16 protein-coding genes are annotated in these 19,889 nt (G+C 73.8%); 9 read left to right on the top strand and 7 right to left on the bottom strand.

What is annotated here, in order from left to right; genetic code table 11:
- Nucleotides 1-78 precede the first annotated feature (78 nt).
- The 6 genes from ftsZ (at nucleotide 79) to FHS22_RS20235 (ending at nucleotide 6,262) form a co-directional block, all read left to right on the top strand.
- Nucleotides 79-1,455: a cell division protein FtsZ gene (ftsZ, locus tag FHS22_RS20260; RefSeq protein WP_184943796.1), complete on the top strand. Its 1,377-nt coding sequence runs from the start codon at nucleotides 79-81 to the stop codon at nucleotides 1,453-1,455.
- Nucleotides 1,456-1,545: 90 nt separating this feature from the next.
- Nucleotides 1,546-2,250, top strand: a complete 705-nt coding sequence (locus tag FHS22_RS20255; RefSeq protein WP_184943795.1) for a YggS family pyridoxal phosphate-dependent enzyme — start codon at nucleotides 1,546-1,548, stop codon at nucleotides 2,248-2,250.
- A gap of 122 nt (nucleotides 2,251-2,372) precedes the next feature.
- Complete coding sequence (locus FHS22_RS20250) at nucleotides 2,373-2,876, top strand: cell division protein SepF (RefSeq protein WP_184943794.1); 504 nt, start codon at nucleotides 2,373-2,375, stop codon at nucleotides 2,874-2,876.
- Between the two features lie 79 nt (nucleotides 2,877-2,955).
- Entirely contained in the window at nucleotides 2,956-3,249 is a 294-nt protein-coding gene (locus FHS22_RS20245) for a YggT family protein (protein WP_184943793.1), read from the top strand.
- A 51-nt stretch (nucleotides 3,250-3,300) separates the two neighbouring features.
- Nucleotides 3,301-4,170, top strand: a complete 870-nt coding sequence (locus tag FHS22_RS20240; protein ID WP_184943792.1) for a DivIVA domain-containing protein — start codon at nucleotides 3,301-3,303, stop codon at nucleotides 4,168-4,170.
- 43 nt (nucleotides 4,171-4,213) lie between these two features.
- A complete protein-coding gene (locus FHS22_RS20235) occupies nucleotides 4,214-6,262 on the top strand; it encodes a hypothetical protein (RefSeq protein WP_184943791.1) in 2,049 nt (682 codons plus the stop codon).
- A 103-nt stretch (nucleotides 6,263-6,365) separates the two neighbouring features.
- On the opposite strand, the gene ileS is transcribed toward FHS22_RS20235, so the two are convergent.
- A complete protein-coding gene (gene ileS, locus FHS22_RS20230; protein WP_184943851.1) occupies nucleotides 6,366-9,530 on the bottom strand; it encodes an isoleucine--tRNA ligase in 3,165 nt (1,054 codons plus the stop codon).
- A gap of 470 nt (nucleotides 9,531-10,000) precedes the next feature.
- Between ileS and FHS22_RS20225 the strand changes: the two genes are divergently transcribed.
- The 3 genes from FHS22_RS20225 to FHS22_RS20215 are packed head-to-tail and all read left to right on the top strand — an operon-like array spanning nucleotide 10,001 to nucleotide 11,905.
- Entirely contained in the window at nucleotides 10,001-10,408 is a 408-nt protein-coding gene (locus FHS22_RS20225) for a TraR/DksA family transcriptional regulator (RefSeq protein ID WP_377296705.1), read from the top strand.
- A complete protein-coding gene (locus tag FHS22_RS20220) occupies nucleotides 10,372-10,983 on the top strand; it encodes a signal peptidase II (protein ID WP_338047846.1) in 612 nt (203 codons plus the stop codon). Before FHS22_RS20225 ends, FHS22_RS20220 begins: the two co-directional genes overlap by 37 nt.
- Nucleotides 10,976-11,905 (top strand): RluA family pseudouridine synthase, encoded by a 930-nt coding sequence (locus FHS22_RS20215; RefSeq protein ID WP_184943789.1) that lies wholly within the window; start codon nucleotides 10,976-10,978, stop codon nucleotides 11,903-11,905. Before FHS22_RS20220 ends, FHS22_RS20215 begins: the two co-directional genes overlap by 8 nt.
- A 29-nt stretch (nucleotides 11,906-11,934) precedes the next feature.
- Here the strand turns inward: FHS22_RS20215 and FHS22_RS38985 are convergent, their stop codons facing one another.
- The 6 genes from FHS22_RS38985 to FHS22_RS20185 form a co-directional block, all read right to left on the bottom strand.
- On the bottom strand, nucleotides 11,935-13,524 hold the full coding sequence (locus FHS22_RS38985) for a serine/threonine-protein kinase (RefSeq protein ID WP_275955167.1): 1,590 nt from the start codon (nucleotides 13,522-13,524) through the stop codon (nucleotides 11,935-11,937).
- Between the two features lie 107 nt (nucleotides 13,525-13,631).
- Entirely contained in the window at nucleotides 13,632-15,830 is a 2,199-nt protein-coding gene (locus FHS22_RS20205; protein ID WP_221473851.1) for an MMPL family transporter, read from the bottom strand.
- A gap of 182 nt (nucleotides 15,831-16,012) precedes the next feature.
- The gene (locus FHS22_RS20200; protein WP_184943788.1) at nucleotides 16,013-16,324 is read right to left on the bottom strand and encodes an AzlD domain-containing protein; all 312 of its coding nucleotides are present in this window, start codon (nucleotides 16,322-16,324) and stop codon (nucleotides 16,013-16,015) included.
- A 46-nt stretch (nucleotides 16,325-16,370) separates the two neighbouring features.
- On the bottom strand, nucleotides 16,371-17,051 hold the full coding sequence (locus FHS22_RS20195; RefSeq protein ID WP_184943787.1) for an AzlC family ABC transporter permease: 681 nt from the start codon (nucleotides 17,049-17,051) through the stop codon (nucleotides 16,371-16,373).
- A gap of 10 nt (nucleotides 17,052-17,061) precedes the next feature.
- On the bottom strand, nucleotides 17,062-17,916 hold the full coding sequence (locus tag FHS22_RS20190; protein WP_184943786.1) for an AraC family transcriptional regulator: 855 nt from the start codon (nucleotides 17,914-17,916) through the stop codon (nucleotides 17,062-17,064).
- Nucleotides 17,913-19,862, bottom strand: coding sequence for a serine/threonine-protein kinase (locus FHS22_RS20185; protein WP_184943785.1), 1,950 nt, complete (start codon nucleotides 19,860-19,862; stop codon nucleotides 17,913-17,915). The genes FHS22_RS20190 and FHS22_RS20185 overlap by 4 nt, the downstream gene beginning before the upstream one ends.
- Nucleotides 19,863-19,889 lie beyond the last annotated feature (27 nt).

Genomic DNA, 19,889 nt, shown 5'->3' with positions numbered 1-19,889 from the left:
GGTTGAGGGTTAAGAAAACGACGGCACGGCCCCGTGCCGCATGAAATTGCAAGTCAACGAGCGGAAAGGCCCCTCGTCGTGGCAGCACCGCAGAACTACCTCGCGGTCATCAAGGTTGTTGGAATTGGCGGAGGCGGAGTCAACGCCGTCAACCGGATGATCGAGGAGGGACTCAAGGGCGTCGAGTTCATCGCCATCAACACCGACGCCCAGGCGCTGCTCATGAGTGACGCCGACGTCAAGCTGGATGTCGGGCGCGAGCTCACCCGCGGTCTCGGCGCGGGGGCCAACCCCGAGGTCGGCCGGAAGGCCGCCGAAGACCACCGCGAGGAGATCGAGGAGGTCATCAAGGGCGCCGACATGGTGTTCGTCACCGCCGGTGAGGGCGGTGGCACGGGCACCGGAGGCGCCCCGGTGGTCGCGAACATCGCGCGGTCCCTCGGCGCCCTGACCATCGGCGTGGTGACCCGGCCCTTCAGCTTCGAGGGCAGGCGCCGGGCGATGCAGGCGGAGGCGGGCATCGAGACCCTGCGCGAGGAGGTCGACACCCTCATCGTGATCCCGAACGACCGGCTGCTGTCGATCTCGGACCGCCAGGTGAGCGTGCTGGACGCCTTCAAGGCGGCCGACCAGGTGCTGCTCTCGGGTGTCCAGGGCATCACGGACCTCATCACGACCCCGGGCCTGATCAACCTCGACTTCGCCGACGTGAAGTCGGTCATGTCCGACGCGGGTTCGGCGCTGATGGGCATCGGCCACGCGCGCGGCGACGACCGGTCGGTGGCGGCGGCGGAGATGGCGGTCTCCAGTCCGCTGCTGGAGGCCAGCATCGACGGCGCGCACGGCGTGCTGCTCTCGATCGCGGGCGGCTCCGACCTCGGCCTGTTCGAGATCAACGAGGCGGCCCAGCTCGTCTCCAACGCGGCGGCTCCGGACGCCAACATCATCTTCGGCACGGTCATCGACGACGCGCTCGGCGACGAGGTGCGGGTCACGGTGATCGCGGCCGGGTTCGACGACCCGCCCGCGAACGGCAAGGCGGCGGCTCCTCCGCAGGCGGTGGGGCGCCCGCCGGTGTCCCGGCCGGCGAGCCCGCCTCCCGCGGCCCCGCCCGCCCGCCCGGCGGCGCCTGCGGTGAAGAGCGAGCACCGGCCGGAGCCGAAGGCCGCGCCGCCTCCGCCGGTGCGCCCGGCGGCCTCCCCGCCTCCGGTCGCCCCGGCCCCCGCCCCGGTGGCGGAGGCGACACCCGCGCCGCAGCCGGTCCAGCCGCCGGAGCAGGCGGCGGAGCAGCGGCCGGAGGAGCCTCCGGCCCCGCCGGTGTCGATCCCCCGGCCGACGCCCGAGCCGCCGCAGCCGTCTCCCGTCTCCGTCCGGTTCCCCACCGCGTCCCGCGGGTCGGGCCGGGTGGTCTTCGAGGAGGATGACGAGCTGGACGTGCCCGACTTCCTGAAGTGACATTGATCACGGAGGGGCGGGTGACGGTCCGTCCTGCCGTGACCGCGAGAATGGGTTCCGCCGGTTTGTCAGTATTCGGGCGGCGGGGACGTGACGGAAGAAACACGACGAGATGAGATCGCGGCCGGTCTGGCCGGAGTCGAGGCGCAGATCGCCGAGGCGTGCCGGGCCTCCGGCCGGACCCGCGAGGAGCTGACCCTCGTCGCGGTGAGCAAGACCTATCCCGCCTCCGACGTGCGGCTCCTGGCCGGGCTCGGAGTGCGGGACGTGGGGGAGAACCGCGACCAGGAGGCGGCCGTCAAGGCGCGCGAGTGCGCGGGCCTCGGGCTGACCTGGCACTTCGTCGGCCAGTTGCAGACCAACAAGGTCCGTTCCGTGGCGGGCTATGCCGACGTCGTGCACTCGGTGGACCGGCCGCGCCTGGTCGCCGCGCTCGGGCAGGAGGCGGTCAGGGCCGGGCGCGAGATCACCTGCCTGGTCCAGGTCGCGCTGGACGGCGACCCCCGCAGGGGCGGCGCGCGGCCGGCGGACGTGGCCGCCGTGGCCGACGCCGTGGCCGGTGCCCCCGGGCTCCGGCTGGGCGGGGTGATGGCGGTGGCGCCGCTGGGCGAGGAGCCCGGCAGGGCGTTCGCGCGCCTGCGGGAGATAGCGCAGGCCGTACGGGAGGCCCACCCCGGGGCCGACGTCATCTCCGCGGGCATGAGCGGTGATATGTCCGAGGCCGTGGCGAACGGGGCGACACACCTCCGCGTCGGTACGGCGTTGCTCGGCCGCCGGAAGCCCTTCGTCAGGTAATGTCCCTCCACGTGGACCTTGGCGTTCACGTGATCCGGACAGTGGCCGATCGGCGGTGAGCTCCAAGGGGGGACGGCTGCCACCTCGAGTCAATCGGAGTTAAGGCGGAGGAAGAAGTAGCGATGGCCAGCGCGATGCGCAAGATGGCGGTCTACCTCGGTCTTGTGGAGGACGACCGCTACGAGAGATACGACGCCTACTCCGATGACGAGTACGACGAGTTCGACGGCTCCGGGCGCGGAGGCGAAGAGCGTCCTGGCGCGGTCCACGACCGCGAGGACGACACCGATCCAGGGGTGCCCGCTCCGCGGCCCGCAACGGCCGTTCTGGAGCGCCGTACGACCGATCTGGCGCGCATCACGACCCTCCATCCCCGCACCTACAACGAGGCGCGGACGATCGGGGAGCACTTCCGCGACGGCACTCCGGTCATCATGAACCTGACGGAGATGGTTGACAGCGACGCCAAGAGGCTCGTCGATTTCGCGGCAGGTCTCGTCTTTGGCCTACACGGGAGCATCGAACGTGTTACCAACAAGGTGTTCCTGTTGTCCCCTGCCAATGTCGAGGTGACCGCCGAGGACAAGGCCCGAATCGCGGAACGCGGGTTCTTCAACCAGAGTTAGAGTTCCACTATGCACATCGAGTCGAAGCCCACCCCGTCCTCCCGGGGGCCGCGGACCAGGACGGAGGCAGGACAACAGCGTGGAGATCGTTAGCGGGATCCTGGTCTTCGTCCTGTCCCTCTACCTGGTTCTGCTGATCGGCAGAATGATCTTTGAGACGGTGCAGGCCTTCGCACGTCAGTGGCACCCCCAGGGGGTCGTCCTGGTCCTGGCGGAGGCCGTCTACACGGTCACCGACCCACCTCTCAAGTTCCTCCGCCGTTTCATTCCGCCACTCCGGTTGGGTACGGTTGCCTTTGACCTAAGCTTCACAGTGCTCTTCATTGTGGTCTTGGTCTTGATCCAACTCGTGTCCGCGCTTCAACCTCGTTGATCGGGTACCGTCCCTCCGGACAGACTCCAAGCGCGCCAAGGAGACCGAAAAATGCCGCTGACACCCGCTGATGTGCGGAACAAGCAGTTCAGTACGACCCGGCTCAGGCCAGGCTACGACGAGGAGGAGGTCGACGCCTTCCTCGACGAGGTCGAGTCCGAGCTGGACCGGCTGATCCAGGAGAATGAGGAGCTCCGCGCCAAGCTGGCGGAGTGCATGCGGGGCAAGGTGCCCGGAGGGATGGGCATGGCCATGACGGCCCCCGTCTCCGAGCAGCCCAAGCCCGAGATGATGATGCCGCCGCAGCCGGAGCCGATGCGCGCTCCCGAGCCGGTGCAGCAGCAGCCGGTCCCCGTCGGCATGGGCATGCCGCCCGCCGAGGACAACATGGACACCGCGGCCCGCGTGCTCGCCCTGGCCCAGCAGACGGCCGACCAGGCGATCGCCGACGCCCGCCGGGAGGCGGACGAGACGGTGACCCGGGCCCGCCGCGAGGCCGACGACATCCTCGGCAAGGCCCGCCGCCAGGCCGAGCAGGTCATCGGCGACGCCCGCGCCCGGGCCGAGACGCTGGAGCGCGACGCGCAGGAGCGGCACCGCCAGGCCATGGGCTCGCTGGTGCAGAACCGCGACGAGCTCGAGCGCAAGGTCGAGGAGCTGCGCAGCTTCGAGCGGGAGTACCGCAGCCGCCTCAAGCTCTACCTGGAGAACCAGCTCGCCGAGCTGAACGTCGCAGCCGAGAGCAGCGGGGGCTTCCCGATCGTGGGCGGTCCGGTGGGCGGCCCTCCGGCCATGTCCCACGCGGGCGCTCCCGGCGTGCAGCCGCCCCTCCAGGCCGGCCCCGCCAACCCGTTCGGCGGAGAGCCGCAGCACCCTGGCGCCTTCCAGGGCGCCGACGGTCCGCACAACGACCGTCGTTAAGGTGCCGGGTCATTCCCTCTGACCCGTAGCCGGGAGTTCCTCTGTGATCATCGTCAGCGCTGGTCTGGTGTTGACTGCCGTCGTCCTGCTCATCGTGGGAGTCGTGCTCGCCGAACCGTTCCTGGTCATGTGGTCGATCGCGGTCAGTGTGCTGTCCGCGGTCTTCCTGGTGATCGGGGCGTTGCTGCGCCGCCATGAGCTGTTCCCCGGCGGAGGGCGCGCCGGGGCCGCTCCGCCGTTCCCCTACCAGGGACCGGTGCCGGCGGGGCCGCCGCTGTCCGCACCCACCACGGCACCCCACCAGCACCAGGCGGCACCCCACCAGCACCAGGCTCCGGCGGGCCCGCCCCCGGCGGCACCGCACGACGTGCGCCGCCAGGCGCCCGCCGCCACCCGGCCCCATCCGGCCCCCGCCGCCCGGCAGGGACCTCTGGACGGGGACTCGATCGTGCTGGTGATTCCCGGCCGCAGGCGCTACCACCTGGCCGGATGCCGCCAACTGGCGGGCCGGGACCACGAGGAGCTCACGCAGGAGGAGGCGCGGGAGGAGGGCTTCACGCCCTGCACCACCTGCCTGCCCGAGCTCACCCCCGCGGCGCAGGACGCCTCTCCGGAGGCGCCGGAACCCGCCCGGCCCCAGGCCTTCAAGGAGTCCGGCCCCGCCGCGGCCGACGAGCCGGCCGCCCACGAGGCCACCGCCCGCTTCAGCCCTCCCTACGGGCCCGTCGGCCCGACGAGGGGCGTTCCGGTCTCCGCTCCTCCGCCGGCGCCCGCGCAGCCCGTCCCCGCCGCTCTCCGGGAGTCCGGTCCCGCGCAGCCCGTCCCGCCCGGAACCGGAGGGCCCGCACCTCAGGCGGCCGCCCCGCCGGCCGTCCGGCCGCCCGCCTCCTCGGCGGACGCCCAGGGGCCCGCCGTTCCGGTCGCCCGGCCGTACGTCCAGGAGTCCGCGCCGGAGCGGGACCCGCAGGGGCCTCCCGAGCGCCCGGAGCCGCCCCGATCTCCGGAGCCGTCGCGGCCTCCGGAGCCGTCCCAGCGCCGGGAAGCGTCCGGCCCTCCGCCGGGTGCGTCCGCCGCGCCCGCGTTCCCCGTCCAGGCTCCGGCGCCGTCCGCCCGGAGCACGGAGGACTCCGCGGCCACCAGCTGGTTCAGCCGGGACATCGCCCCTGCGGCGCCCGTGCCGTCGCCCGAACCGGAGCCCGCGGCCGGGCCCGACCGTTCCGAGCCCCCGGCTCCGGAGCCGGGAGGCGGAGTCCGGGAACCCGCCGCGGAGACCGCCTCCGAGGTCCTGGATACCGCTTCCGGGACCGTGGAGGCTTCCGGGACCGAGGAGACCGCCTCCGGGGCCGTGGAGACCGCTTCCGGGACTGTGGAGATCGCCTCCGGGGCCGTGGCGGAACCCGCTCTCGAAGGACAGGCGAGCCCGGAGGCCCGGGGGAGCACCGCCGAGCCGGTGGAGCCGGCCGAGACCGCACCCGGGCGCGCCGGGCAGCCGGTAGCGGCCGACTCCGCCCCGGCGGCGGGGACGCCGTCCGAGAGCACCGGGGCGCCCGCTCCGGAGGAGACCCCGGTGAAGGCCGGGGGACCCGCCGCGGAGACGGGGGAGACGCCCGTGCAGCCCTCCACCGCGCAGGCACCCTCCCTCCAGGCGCCCTCCGCCGAGCAGGAGCCTGCGCGGCCGGAACCCCCCGTCGCGCAGGAGTCCGCCGTGCAGGAGTCCGCCGTGCAGGAGTCCGCCGTGCAGGAGTCCGCCGTGCAGGAGCCAGCACAGGAGGAACCCGCCGCGCCCGCCGGGAACGCGTCTGCCGCGACCGGGACGGACGACGACACCGACACCCCGCCCGAGGGCATCCCCGCCGTGGGACCGGCGCCCGGCGACGGGCACCCGTCCCCGGAGGGGGTCCCGGCCGCGCAGGCCGATGACGGCGGTCCGGGCACGGTGAAGGTCATCGTGGGCACCCGGCGCTTCCACGACCCCGACTGCCCCCTCGTCAGCGGGATCGACGACGGCGGGGTCGAGAGCATGTCCCGCGCGGCAGCGGAGGAGGCGGGGCTGAGCGGCTGCTCGGTCTGCCAGGGCGGCCCGCGCGACTGACCGCCGGGTGGCGGCGCGGAGACGGGGCCCGGCAGGGCCTGGAGACGAAGAAGGTCCCGGGGACGGATCCCCGGGACCTTCTCGTTTCCTGTCTCCCCCGCCGTCAGGCGGTACGGCGGAGCTGGAAGGTGAGGCCGAGGTCGGTGTCCCGGTGGGACGGGAGGCCCTCGGCGGAGCCCTCCGTGAAGGAGAGGGCGAGCACCTCGTCGGCCACCGCGCCGCCCTGGGCGCGCAGGGCCTCGGCCAGGTCGGCGTCTCCGGCGGACCACCACAGGTCGATCCGGTCGGTGATGGCCAGCCCGGTGGCCTTGCGGGCCTCCTGGACCAGGCGGATCACGTCGCGGATGAGGCCCGCGCGGCGCAGTTCGTCGGTGATGGCCAGGTCGAGGGCGACGGTCTCACCGGTGCCGGTGTCGACGGCGCCCGTCTCCACCGCCCAGCCGGACTTCGGCTGCTCGGTGACGACCACGTCCTCGGCGGTCAGCTCCACCGTCCCCAGCTCGCCGGCGTCCAGCGGGACCGGCGATCCGCCGCGCAGGGCGCGGGCGAGCTCCGCGGGGTCGGCGGCGGAGACGGCGGCGGCCACCAGCTTGGTCTGCGAGCCGAACCGCTTGCCCAGCGCCCGGAAATTGGGCTTGACCGTGAAGGAGACCAGATCGGCTTCGATGCCCGACATGTCCTCCAGTGCCTGCACGTTGAGCTCCTCGGCGATCAGCTCACGCAGTTCGGCGGAGAGCGCCGGCCAGCCGGGGGCGCCGACCAGGGCACGGCCGAGCGGCTGGCGGGTCTTGACCCCGCTGGAGGCGCGGGCCGAGCGTCCCAGCTCCACCAGGCGGCGGACCAGCGCCATCTGCTCCGACAGGACCGGGTCCAGCAGGGCGGAGTCCACCTGCGGCCAGGCGGCCAGGTGCACCGAGGCGGGGCTGCCGTTCTCGCGGAGCACGTCCCAGACGTGGTCGGTGATGAACGGCACCACCGGCGCCATCAGCCGGGTGACGGTCTCCAGGCACTCGTACAGGGTGGCGAAGGCGGAGAGGTCGCCCGACCAGAACCGGCGGCGGGAACGCCGCACGTACCAGTTGGACAGGTCGTCGAGGAACTCGGCCAGCCGCCGCCCCACGCGGGCGGTGTCGAACTCGTCCATGGAGGAGGTGACCTCGGCCACCGTCCGGTGCAGCTCGGCCAGGGCCCACCGGTCGATCAGCGGGCGCTCGCCGTACTCGGGGGCCTGGCCGATCATGGACGGCGCCCAGGACTCGGCGTTGGCGTAGAGCGTGAAGAACGAGACGGTGTTCCAGTAGGTCAGCAGGACCTTGCGGACGATCTCCTCCAGGGCCGCGTGGCCGACCCGGCGGGCCGCCCAGGGGGAGCCGGAGCAGGCCATGTACCAGCGCAGGGCGTCGGCCCCGTGCTGGTCCATCAGCGGGATGGGCTCCAGCACGTTGCCCAGGTGCTTGCTCATCTTCCGGCCGTCCTCGGCCAGGATCAGGCCGAGGCAGAGCACGTTCTCGTAGGAGGAGCGGCCGAAGACGAGGGTGCCGACCGCCATCAGCGAGTAGAACCAGCCGCGGGTCTGGTCGGTCGCCTCGCAGATGAACTGCGCCGGGTAGGCCTTCTCCAGCATCTCGGCGCTGACCAGCGGCGCGCCCCACTGGGCGAACGGCATCGAGCCCGAGTCGTACCAGGCGTCGATCACGTCCGGCACCCGGCGCGCCTCGGCCCCGCAGGAGGGGCAGGGCAGCGTGACGTCGTCGACGTAGGGGCGGTGCGGGTCGAGGCCGGAGACGTCCTGACCGGACAGCTCGCTCAGCTCGGCCAGCGAGCCGACGCAGGTGACGTGCGACTCGTCCGCGGAGCAGACCCAGAGCGGCAGCGGGGTCCCCCAGTAGCGGGAGCGCGACAGCGACCAGTCGACGTTGTTGCGCAGCCACTCGCCGAAACGGCCCCACTTGATCGTCTCGGGGAACCAGTTCGTCTTCTCGTTCTCGGCGAGGAGCTGGTCCTTGATCGCGGTGGTGCGGATGTACCAGGCGGGCAGGGCGTAGTACAGCAGCGCGGTGTGGCAGCGCCAGCAGTGCGGATAGCTGTGCTCGAAATGGCTGCCCCGGTACAGCAGGCCGCGCTCCTTCAGGTCCGCGGTCAGGCCCTCGTCGGCGTCCTTGAAGAACCGCCCGCCGACCTGCGGCACGTCGTCGCCGAAGCGGCCGTCGGGACCGATCGGGTTGACCACCGGCAGGCCGTACCGCTTGCAGGTCGCCATGTCGTCGGCGCCGAAGGCGGGCGCCTGGTGGACCAGGCCGGTGCCGTCCTCGGTGGTGACGTAGTCGCCGAGGACCACGTAGTGCGCGCCGGGGATGTCGACCAGCTCGAACGGCCGGGAGTAGGCGGTGCGCTCCAGCTCGGCGCCCTGGAACGTGGCCAGCACCTCGGCGTCCTCGCCCAGCGCGGCGTGCAGCAGCGGCGCGGCGACGACCAGCACCTCGTCGGAGCCGGCCGGGCGGGCCGCGACGTAGGTCACCTCCGGGTGCACGGCCACCGCGGTGTTGGACACCAGCGTCCAGGGCGTGGTCGTCCAGATCAGCAGCGAGGCGCCGAGCTCGGCCAGCGGGCCGGACAGGACCGGCATGCGGACGTAGACCGACGGGCTGGAGACGGTCTCGTAGCCGCCGGGCTGGCCCAGCTCGTGGTCGGACAGGCCGGTGCCGCAGCGCGGGCAGTACGGCGTGATCCGGAAGTCGCGGAAGAGGAGATCCTTGTCGAAGATTGTTTTGAGCGACCACCAGACGGACTCGACGTAGGCCGGGTCCATCGTGCGGTAGGCCTGGGACAGGTCGATCCAGTACCCCATCCGCTCGGTCATCTCTTCGAAGGCGTCCACGTGCCGCAGCACCGACTCGCGGCAGCGCGCGTTGAACTCGGCGATGCCGTACGCCTCGATGTCCTTCTTGCCGGACAGGCCGAGCTCTTTCTCGATGCCGACCTCGACGGGCAGGCCGTGGCAGTCCCAGCCGGCCTTGCGGGGCACGCTGTAGCCCTGCATGGACTTGTAGCGGGGGAAGACGTCCTTGAAGACGCGGGCCTCGACGTGGTGGACGCCGGGCATGCCGTTGGCGGTGGGCGGGCCCTCGTAGAAGACCCACGTGGGGCCGCCGGCGTTCTGCTCGACCGAGCGCTCGAAGACCTTGCCGTCCCGCCAGCGGCCGAGCACCTCGTGTTCGAGCGCGGGCAGGTCGACCTGCGCGGGAAGGGGGCGGAAATGGGCGGACATCGGGGACGGGACCTCCACGCTGGTGCTGGCAGTGGCGTGGAGGGACGAGACCTCGCGGTCCCGCGGTACCACCCTCCTTGGCCTCCGCAGGAGCGGAAGCCCTCTTCTTTGGTCGCTGCCGGGTCTACCGGGCCCCGCCGGGGCCGTTCTTCCGGCGGCTCAGGGGTGATCTTCCCTCCGGTCCTCGCCCCGGGCTCGCACCGCCCCCGGGTCGCTCGTGCGAGGGAGTCCGGACGTACTCGTCCCCGTCATCGCCTTGCGGACTCAAACGATAACGCACATCGCCCGCTCCGGGCTTCCCGATATCCGGAGACCGGGAGGAATGAGAGAGAAGAGGGGGGATAGTACGGGATTGGTAAAGGGCTCAGCGGGGCGTTTGCCGATCCGTTATGGGCGACCTAAGCTGCCCGCACCGTTTACCGCCCTGGCAGGGGTCCGATCGAGTTGAGGAGGCCGACATGGCCACGACCGTGAGCGCAGACGACAGCGCGGTGGTGCCGGCACAGAACGGTCCCACCGCGATGTGGACGGCGCAGGAGCTCGGCGAGGTCCGCGGGCGACTGGCCGAGGAGATCGAGGAGCTGACCGCCGAGATCGCCAGGGCGGAGTCGGAGATCGCGTCGAACGACGTCACGGACGGCGCAGGAGACGACCAGGCCGACGCTGGAGCCCGGACATATCAACGGGAACGTGAGATCGCCCTTACCCTGAATGCGCGCGACCTCGTCGCGCAGAACGAGCGAGCGATCGCCCGGATCGACGCGGGGACCTACGGAGTGTGCGAATCGTGCCACCAGCCGATCGGCAAGGAGCGCCTGCAGGCGTTCCCGAGGGCGACGCTGTGCGTGGCCTGCAAGCAGCGGGAGGAGCGCCGCTGACCGGCGACGCCGAGCGGGGGGAGGCTCCGGCCGCCCCCCGCGGAGTGCGGCGGATCGCCGTGTTCGCGACGATCGCCCCGGTCGTCTACCTTCTGGACCTGATCACGAAGACGATCGTGCTGCGGACCCTGGAGAACAGGGAACCGCTCGTCCTGATCCCGGACCTGCTCCAGTTGCGGGTCATCTTCAACTCCGGGGCGGCGTTCAACATCGGCACCGGCATGACGATCGTTTTCACGATCGTCGCGTCCGGAGTGGTGATCGCCATCCTGCGGACCGCCCGCCACCTGCGCAGCCTCCCCTGGGCGATCACCCTCGGCCTGCTGCTCGGCGGTGCGCTCGGCAACCTGACCGACCGGATCTTCCGGTACCCGTCGGGCTTCGGCCGGTCGTCGCCGTTCCAGGGGCACGTCGTCGACTTCATCGAGACCTTCCCCGGGCACTTCCCGGTCTGGAACGTCGCCGACTCGGGGGTCGTCTGCGGGGGCATCCTCGCGGTCTTCCTCGCCTGGCGGGGCTACCAGCTCGACGGGACCCGCGACACGGGGCAGAAGGAGCGCAGGACCGATGGCTGACCGGCGGAGCCTCCCCGTTCCCGACGGGCTGGAGGGCGAGCGCCTCGACGCCGCCCTGTCCCGCCTGTTCGGCCTCTCCCGCACCCGTGCGGCCGAGCTGATCGCCGCGGGCGACGTCCTGGTGGACGGATCACCCGCGGCCAAGTCCGACCGGGTCCACGGCGGGGCCTGGCTGGACGTCACCCTGCCGCCCCCGCCCGCCGCGCCCACCGCGGTGCCCGAGCCGATCCCCGGCATGACGATCGTCCACGAGGACGACGACATCGTGGTCGTCAACAAGCCCGTCGGCGTGGCCGCCCACCCGACCACCGGCTGGACCGGTCCCACCGTGATCGGCGGCCTGCTGGGCACCGGGCACCGCGTGGCCACCAGTGGCGCCGCCGAGCGCCAGGGCATCGTGCACCGCCTGGACGCCAACACCACCGGCGCGATGGTCGTGGCCAAGAGCGAGCACGCCTACTCCCACCTCAAGCGGGCCTTCAAGGAGCGCACGGTGGACAAGCGCTACCACGCGCTGGTCCAGGGCCACCCCGACCCGTCGCGCGGCACCGTGGACGCGCCGATCGACCGCCACCCGTTCGGCGACGGCCGGTTCGCGGTCGTCGCCGGAGGGAAGCCCTCGATCACCCACTACGACACGATCGAGGCGTTCCGTGCGGCGTCGCTGCTGGACATCAAGCTGGAGACCGGCAGGACCCACCAGATCAGGGTGCACATGTCGGCACTGCGCCACCCGTGCGTCGGCGACATGCTGTACGGCGCGGACCCGACGCTGGCCGCGCGGCTCGGGATCACCAGGCAGTGGCTGCACGCCGTCTCCCTGGCCTTCGAGCACCCGGCCACCGGCGAGTGGGTCAGCTTCACCACCGACTACCCCGCCGATCTGGCCCACGCCCTGAAGGCGGTCGCCGGCGACTCGTAGCCCGCCGCCGCCCGCCGCGGGGAGGAGCGCTACGCCTTCCCGCGCCGCTTCGTCTCCTTGGAGGCCTTCCCGGGCTTGCCGGTCGTCCCCTTGCCCGGCTTGCCCCTGCCGGAGGCGCCGGGGCCGGAGGCGTTCAGGCCGCTGCCGGGCTCGACCTGGCCGGGAGGATCGCCGCCGTCGCCCGACCCCTGGTCCGTGTCCTGTTCCGGATCGTCCCCCGATCCGTTCCCGGAGTCCTGGTCCGAGCCGTCTCCGGATCCGTTCCCGGAGTCCTGGTCCGAGCCGTCGCCGGAGCCGTCCGGTGACGGCTTCTCCGACGGCCCGCCCGAGGAGTCCGGGGCGTCCTCCGTCCGGCCGTCCGAGGTCGGCCGGGCGGAAGGACGGCTCCCGCCGGTGTCGGCGGGCGGATCACCGGTGTCCACGGTGGTCCCCGTCCCCTCCCGGTCCTCCGGCTCCGCCGGCCCGGTGGAGGGGACGCTCACCGAGGAGGCGGAAGGCCCCGCCGGAACCGTGCCGCCGGACTTCGAGGTGATCCAGGCCATCCCCCCGGCGGTGAGGGCGACCGCGAAAGCCGTCGCCGCCGCGGCGGCCAGCAGCGGACGGCGCCGGGAGCCGGGGGCGGCCGCTCCGGCCACCGCTCCGGCCGCCCCGGGCGCGCCGCCGCCGGGCCCGGCGGGCGGCAGTTCCCGGGCCCCCGCCGCGGGCGGTCCCCCGCCCGGCCCTCCCGGCGCGTTGACCGCCGCGGCGGCCGGGACCGGGGACAGCGCGGCCAGGTCGGTGGGCATGGTGGGTTCCGGCGCGATCCCTGCGACGATCGCCGCCAGGTGCGCCTGCACCTCCTCGGCGGACATCCGGCGGGCGGGGTCCTTGCGGAGGAGCCCGGAGACCACCGGCCCCATGGTCCCGGCGAACCGGAGGGGGGCCGGGGCCTCATGCATGACCGCGGCGAGCGTGGCCAGCGGGTGGGCGCGCTGGAAGGGCGAGTGCCCCTCGACCGCCATGTACAGCGTCACGCCGAGCGACCACAGGTCGGAGGCGAACTCCGCGGGGCCGCCGTGCGCCCGCTCCGGCGCGATGAAGGCCGGGGTGCCGATCAGCGCCCCGGTCCTGGTCACCGAGGAGTCGCCCTCCAGCACGGCGATGCCGAAATCGGTCAGTACGGCCCGGCCGTCGGTCGCGAGCAGCACGTTGTCGGGCTTGACGTCGCGGTGCAGCACTCCCACGCGGTGCGCGGCGACCAGCGCCCCCAGCACGTCGAGCCCGATCCTGGCCGCCTCGGCGGGAGGCAGCGGGCCGTCCTCCCGGATCACGGCGCCGAGGGTCCGGGAGTCCACGAGCTGCATGACGATCCAGGGCCGCCCGCGCTCCTCGATCACGTCGTAGACCGTCGCCACGCCCGGGTGGCCGATCCGCCCGGCGGCGCGCGCCTCCCGGAGGGTGCGGACGGTGAAGACCTCGCGTTCGGGGCCCGTCAGGTCGGGGGAGGGGATGACCTCCTTGACCGCGACGGCGCGGCCGAGCACCTCGTCCCGCGCCCGCCAGACCGTGCCCATGCCCCCTTGGCCGATGTGCTCCAGCAGCCGGTACCGGTCACCGATGAGCTCCTGAGAATCGGACATGGATCTGCCGCTACCCCGGATCGACCCGGATAGTCCGGGCTTTTCACGCGATCCGCTGTACGGGCCGGTCCTCGGGCGGAATCCGTGCGAACCGGCCCCTGCGGAGGTCAGCGGACCGGCTCCGGCGCCTCCTTTCGGGGCGCCCGCCCCCGGGGCGGCTCGGTCCGCAGCGGCGAGGGCTCCACCCGCAGCGGCCGGGCCGCCCAGGCGGGCAGCCACCAGTTCCACCGCCCCATCATCGCGACCACCGCCGGGACCAGGACGCCCCGGACGAGGGTCGCGTCCAGCAGGATGCCGAGGGCCAGGCCGCTGGCGAACACCTTCACGTCCAGTTCGGGGGTCATGGCCAGGGCGGCGAAGGAGATGAACAGGATCAGCGCGGCGGAGGTGACCAGGCGCCCGGTACGGCCCACGCCCTCGATCACCGCGTGCTCGGTGTCGCCCGAGGAGTCGTACTCCTCCCGCATCCTGGCCAGGATGAACACCTCGTAGTCCATGCTGAGGCCGTACAGGAAGGCGAAGATCGTCAAGGGGACGAACTCGCCGATCGAGCCGGTGGGCTGGATGTCGAGCAGTTCGCGGGTCCCCCACCCGAACTGCCACAGCAGGACCATGGCCCCGATCACCGCGCCCAGCGAGAGCAGGTTGAGCGCGATCGCCTTGACCGGCAGCAGCAGGGACCGGAACGCCCGCGCCAGCATCACGAACGTGGCCAGCGCGATCAGCGCGAGCATCCAGGGGAAGGCCCCGTAGGTGTGCGCCTGGAAGTCCATGCTCTGCGCGGCGTTGCCGCCGACCCGGACGCCCGCGCCGGCCGCCTCCCGGACCCGCGTGATGGTCTCCTGCCCGGCGTCGCCGCCGGTCTCCGCGACCGGCAGCACGGTGACGACCGCGGTGCCGTCCCGCCGCCAGGACGCGTTGTCCGGCGCCAGTACGGTGGACACGCCCTCGACGCCCTTGATCCGCTCGACGGCCTCCGCGGGGTCGCCGGTGACCAGCGTGTCGAACGGGGTGATGGAGCCGGCCGGGACACCCGCCTCGTGCAGCGCGGTCAGGCCCTCGTGCCCGGGGCCGGAGGTGCGCAGGTGGCCGCTCTCGGGCAGGCCCAGGTCGACGCCGAGCGCGGTGACGGTCAGCGCGACCAGCAGCCCGCCGGTCAGCAGCGCGGCCGGCCAGCGCAGCCGTACGACCCCGCGGGCCCAGGCGGACCAGGCGCGCCCGGCCTTCGCCTCCCGCTGGAACGGCGTGGTCGGCGTCCCCGCCGCGCCGCGCCGGCGCTCCAGGCGCTGCCCGGCGAGGGCGAGCAGGACCGGGAGCACGGTGAGCGTGACGGCCACGCTCGCCGCCGCGATGACCATTCCGGCCAGGCCGAGGCTGCGCAGGAACGGCACCGGCAGCACGACCATGGTCACCAGGCCGATCGCGACCGCGGTCCCGCTGAACAGGACCGCGCGCCCGGCTCCCCGCATCGCCCGGTGCACGGCCTCGTCGCCGCGGTGCCCGCGGCCCTGCTCCTCCCGCCACCGGGCCACCAGCAGCAGCGAGTAGTCGACGGCGATGCCCAGGCCGAGCAGGGGCATGGTGGTCAGCGCCACGTCGTGCACGGTCGTCACGAACGTCAGCAGCAGGATCACGACGAACGACACGAAGATCGCCAGGACGGAGATGAGGATCGGCACGAGGGCCAGGGCCGAGCGGAAGACCAGGAGCAGCACCACCACGGCGGCGGCCACACCGATGGCGATCTTGGAGGGGACGTTCACGCCGCCCACGTCCACGCTCGGCGCAAGGGTGTCCAGGCCGGTGACGCGCACGGTGCTGCCCTGCGGCAGGACCGACGACATCGCCGCGGTGATCACCGGGCTCTCGTCGGGCGTCTCGCCCAGTCCGCCGCCCGGCGGGCTGCCGTCGGAGTAGGTGCCCGGGAAGACCAGCCCGAACGTGGTCCGGCCGTCCGCGCCGACGAGCCGCGCGTCACCGGTGTCGGCGTAGGAGACCACGCGGGCCTGGGGCAGTTTCGCCGAGACGGCCGCGAACGCCCGGCCGATCTCCTCCTTGCGGTCCTCCACCCGCATGCCGTCGGGCAGGACCACCACCGGGACGAACGGCCGCTGGTAGCCGCCGTTGCCGTAGATCCTGACGATCTCCCGGTTGGCGTCGAAGGCGGGCATCCCGGGGTGGGCGTACTCCTCGGAGAGCCGCTGGACCGCGAACGGGGTCGCGCCCAGGCCCACCAGGAAGGCGAGCACGGCCAGCAGCATGACCAGTCGCTTGTGCCTCAGGACGGAGGCAGAGAGTCTCTCCATGGCCCCAGTGCATCAAAACGATCTTCGATGGCCGTGCGACCGCCCTTGGAGGACGCTGAGGATCCGGCGTCATCGACGGGGACGCCCACGGGGTCCGGCGGGACGGGCGCGCCCCGGCCCGCCCCGCGGGGTCCGAACCGCTGCGGTTCCCGGCCGCCAACGCGGGCGGGCCGGTCTCCGGATCACAGGCCGGCCAGCCGGAGCAGCGCCGTGACGGCGGCCGCCGCCGCGAGGACCGCCAGGAACGGCGCGCGCAGCAGCAGCGCCGCCACGGCGGCCCCCAGCCCCGCGGTGCGCGGCCAGTCCAGGTCCAGGGCCTGGCCGTGCGTGAAGGACTGCACCGCGATCAGCGCCGCCAGCAGGGCCACCGGGACCAGCGCGGCGAAGCGCCGAACGCCCGGGTGGTCGAGGACGCGGCGCGGCGCCGAGAGCCCGGCCAGTTTCAGCGCGTAGCAGCCCAGGCAGACGGCCACGACGGCCTGCCACACGCTCATCGGCGGCCTCCCCTCGGGCCCGTGCCGGGACAGGCGGTACGGCGGGTCATCGCGGCCTCCTCAGGACCAGGGCGAGCACGGGCACGGCGGCCAGGAGCACGGGCACGCCCGGCGGGGCGAACGGGGCCGCGGCCAGCGCGACCGCCGCGCCGCCCGCGGCGACGGCCCGCAGGGTCCGGGTCTCGGGATCCTTCGCGGTCAGCCGGGGCCACAGGATGGCCAGGAACGTCGCCGGGCCCACCGCGTCCAGGCCGAACACCGCCGGGTCGGCCACCCGGGAGGTGCCCAGCGCGCCGAGCAGGGTGGTGGCGTTCCAGGTGAGGTAGAGGCTCACGAACGTGACGAGGAAGCCGGTCCTGGCCGACTTCTCGTCCGGCTGGGCCAGCGCCACGGCGGTGGTCTCGTCGATGACCCCCTGCGCCACGGGGAGCCGTCGCCAGCCGCGGGCGCCGAGCAGGTCCGCCAGGCGCAGGCCGTACAGGGCGTTGCGGACGCCGAGCAGCAGCGCGCCCGCCGCGCCCGCGGCGAGACTGCCGCCGCCCGCCACGACCCCGGCCAGCGCGAACTGCGAGGCGCCGGTGAAGGCGAACAGGCTCAGCACGCAGGCCTGGGCCACGCTCAGCCCGGCGGTGACCGCGGCGGCGCCGAAGGCCAGCCCGGAGAGCCCGACCGCGAGCCCCACGCCCAGCCCGTCCCTGACGGCGGAGGAACGAGTGGTTGTTTCCATGGCAGCGAGGTTATGTCCGGTTCGCGGGTGGGGTCTTGTACGTTCCTGCGCGCTGGTAGGCGGCCGGCGGCACCCCCACGACCCGCTTGAAGTGCCTGTTCAGGTGGGCCTGGTCGGTGAACCCGACCTCCGCGGCGACCTGCGCGGCCGGGGCCCCGGAGTCGAGCAGGGAGCGGGCCCGCCGCACCCGGAGCGTGTTCAGGTAGGCGTGCGGGGGGAGCCCGGTCGCGGCCTTGAACGCGCGGATCAGGGTGAAGGGCCGGACCTCGACCGCCAGCGCCAGGTCCTCCAGCGTCGGCGGGTCGACCAGCCGCTCGTGCAGGATCTCCCGTGCCAGCCGTACCGCACGGTCCCCGGCGGACCGGGGAGGCCTGGCCGGGCGGTAGGCGGCGTGGTGGCGGACCAGCGCGCCGAAGGCCGTGCGGGCCAGGGTGGAGGAGGCCAGGTCGTCGCCGTGCTCGGCGGCGCCGTGGGCGGCGCGCAGCAGGGCGGCGGCGTGCGCGCCCGCCGCACCGGACACGACGGTCTGGGGGAAGTGCGGCGTGCCGCGGCCGGCCAGCAGCTCCCGCGCGATCTCGGTGATCACCCGGACGGAGGGGTACAGCATCCGGTAGGCCCAGCCGTCCGGCACGCCCGCGTGACCGGTGTGCACCTGCTCGGGGTCGACCAGGACCACCGCCCCGGCCCCCGCGCGGTGCCGGGCGCCCCGGTAGTCGAACTCCTCGACCCCCGACAGGATGACCCCGATCGCGTACTCCTCGTGCACGTGCCGGGTGAACCGGTGCGTGACGTAGCGGGCCTTGAGCAGGTCGACCCCCGGCAGCCCCGGGCTCCGCCAGAACCGCGCCGCCTCCTGCGCGCTCATGGCCGGAACGTCTTGACCAGCTTGTCGAAGGGGGCCCGGTCCCAGCCGGCCTCCGGACTCTCCCAGTAGAGCGCGTACGGCGTGCCGTCCGCGGTGCGGAACCCCCGGTCCAGGACGTGGACCGGCACGCCGTCCCGGCGGAAGGTGAACTCCCAGTCGGCGGCGGGCCGGCCCAGGTACGTCAGCGGGGTGATGCCGATCCGCTCGTAGCCCGGCCAGGCGCCCTCGGCGGTGCCGCCCTCCTCGACCTTCTCCCAGTGCGCGACCGGGTCCGTCTCGGGGTCCTCGGTCGACTCGACCCAGAGGAAGGCGTCCGACCCCGGCGCCCGGAACTCCACCCGGTCGCGGCCGGAGAACCGCTTGGCGGTCCAGCCGCGCGGGATCGCGATGCTGAAGCCCAGCGGGTCCTCGTGCAGCCGCCAGCCCGCCGGGACCACCGGGTCCGAGGAGGTCGCGGAGGGGGTCGGCCGGGGGGTCGCGGCGGACGCGGACGGAGACGCGGTGGAGGGACCTCCCGTCGCGGAGACGGCGGCCGAGCCCGTTCCCGCCGCGCGCTCCTGCAGGACGAGCCAGCCGCCCGCCCCGGCCGCGAGCACGAGCACCGGCACCCCGACCAGGAGCGCCACCCGCCTGGTCCCCGGCCGGGGGGCGCTCCGGGGGTCCCCGGCGCGGGTGGGGTGGTCCGGCAGCGTCCCGTGCCCCTGGGGGGAGGACCCGTCGGAGGGCGGGAGCTGCCAGGGGTGCACGGGGCCACCGGGATGCCCGGTCTGCCCGGTCTGCCCGGACGGAGAGGGGACGCCGGAGGACGGCGGCCACCCCTGCCCGGCGGGCCCGCCGGGATACGGGGGTTGCCCGGGATGCGGCGGCTGCCCGGGATGCGGGGAGTGCGGCGGCTGGGGGACCTGCCCGGAATAGACGGGCAGGGACCGGTGGGAGGCCTGCCCGGAGTGGGCGGGCGCGGACGGCCCGGGGGTCCACCCGGGGTGGGCGGGGCGCGGCTCGCCGTGACCGGGTTCGGGGCCCCACGGCTGCGTGCCGTACGGGGGCGTGCCGTACGGGGGCGGCGCGGGACGGGCCTGCTCCCGGCCGGACAGGTGGGGGGAGGGGTCCCCGGACGGCCGGCGGTCGCCGGGCGGGACCTGGCCGGTCGCGCGGACGAGCAGGGTCTCGGCCTCCCGGGCGCCCATGCGGGCGGCCGGATCCCTGGACATCAGGCCGAGGATCGCCGTGCTCAGGGGACCGCTGTGGGCCATCGGGCTGGGCTCGCCCTGCAGGACGGCCATCATGGTCGCGGCGGCCGTCGGGCGCTGGAAGGGCGGGCGCCCCTCCAGCGCGGCGTACAGCGTCGCGCCGAGCGACCACAGGTCCGACTCCGGTGTGGCCGGCAGCCCGTGCAGCCGCTCCGGCGGCAGGAAGGCCGGGGTGCCGACCATCCCGCCCGTCCGGGTGATCCCGGTCTCCTGCGTCGTGGCGGCGATGCCGAAGTCGGTCAGCACCACCCGGCCGTCGTCGGCCAGCAGCACGTTCTCCGGCTTGACGTCGCGGTGCAGCACCCCGGCGGCGTGCGCGGCGCACAGCGCGCCCAGCACGCTCAGCCCGACCGCCGCCACCTGCTCCGGGGCCAGCGGCCCCTGCGCGCGGACGACCTCGCCCAGCGAGCGCGAGCGCACCAGCTGCATGACGATCCAGGGACGGCCGCCCTCCTCGACCACGTCGTGCACGATGATCACGGACGGGTGGTCGAGCCGCCCGGCGGTCCTCGCCTCCCGGACGGTCCGCCGGTTCAGCTCCTCCCGCGCGGCCTCGTCGACCCCGCGGTAGCGGACCTCCTTGACCGCCACGACCCTGTCGAGGAGCTCGTCGTGGGCGCGCCAGACGACGCCCATGCCGCCCTCCCCGATGGGTTCGAGCAGCTGGTAGCGGCCCGCGACCCTCCGTTCGGTCATTGCTCTCGAACCCCCTCCCAGGCTCAC

Origin of the sequence: Thiemannella venezuelensis, assembly GCF_014203605.1 — a bacterium.
In the GTDB taxonomy this organism is placed as follows: Bacteria; Actinomycetota; Actinomycetes; order Streptosporangiales; family Streptosporangiaceae; genus Planomonospora_A; species Planomonospora_A venezuelensis.
The sequence above is the reverse complement of the archived record's forward strand: the minus strand, read 5'-3'. Positions and strand labels throughout refer to the sequence as shown.

Bases quoted from the DNA above. Each gene is read 5' to 3' on its own strand.
- FHS22_RS20185 (WP_184943785.1), bottom strand. From the start codon at position 19,862: ATGACCGAACGGAGGGTCGCGGGCCGCTACCAGCTGCTCGAACCCATC.
- FHS22_RS20215 (WP_184943789.1), top strand. From the start codon at position 10,976: ATGGCTGACCGGCGGAGCCTCCCCGTTCCCGACGGGCTGGAGGGCGAG.
- FHS22_RS20200 (WP_184943788.1), bottom strand. From the start codon at position 16,324: ATGAGCGTGTGGCAGGCCGTCGTGGCCGTCTGCCTGGGCTGCTACGCG.
- FHS22_RS20190 (WP_184943786.1), bottom strand. From the start codon at position 17,916: ATGAGCGCGCAGGAGGCGGCGCGGTTCTGGCGGAGCCCGGGGCTGCCG.
- FHS22_RS20195 (WP_184943787.1), bottom strand. From the start codon at position 17,051: ATGGAAACAACCACTCGTTCCTCCGCCGTCAGGGACGGGCTGGGCGTG.
- ileS (WP_184943851.1), bottom strand. From the start codon at position 9,530: ATGTCCGCCCATTTCCGCCCCCTTCCCGCGCAGGTCGACCTGCCCGCG.
- FHS22_RS38985 (WP_275955167.1), bottom strand. From the start codon at position 13,524: ATGTCCGATTCTCAGGAGCTCATCGGTGACCGGTACCGGCTGCTGGAG.
- FHS22_RS20250 (WP_184943794.1), top strand. From the start codon at position 2,373: ATGGCCAGCGCGATGCGCAAGATGGCGGTCTACCTCGGTCTTGTGGAG.
- FHS22_RS20205 (WP_221473851.1), bottom strand. From the start codon at position 15,830: ATGGAGAGACTCTCTGCCTCCGTCCTGAGGCACAAGCGACTGGTCATG.
- FHS22_RS20240 (WP_184943792.1), top strand. From the start codon at position 3,301: ATGCCGCTGACACCCGCTGATGTGCGGAACAAGCAGTTCAGTACGACC.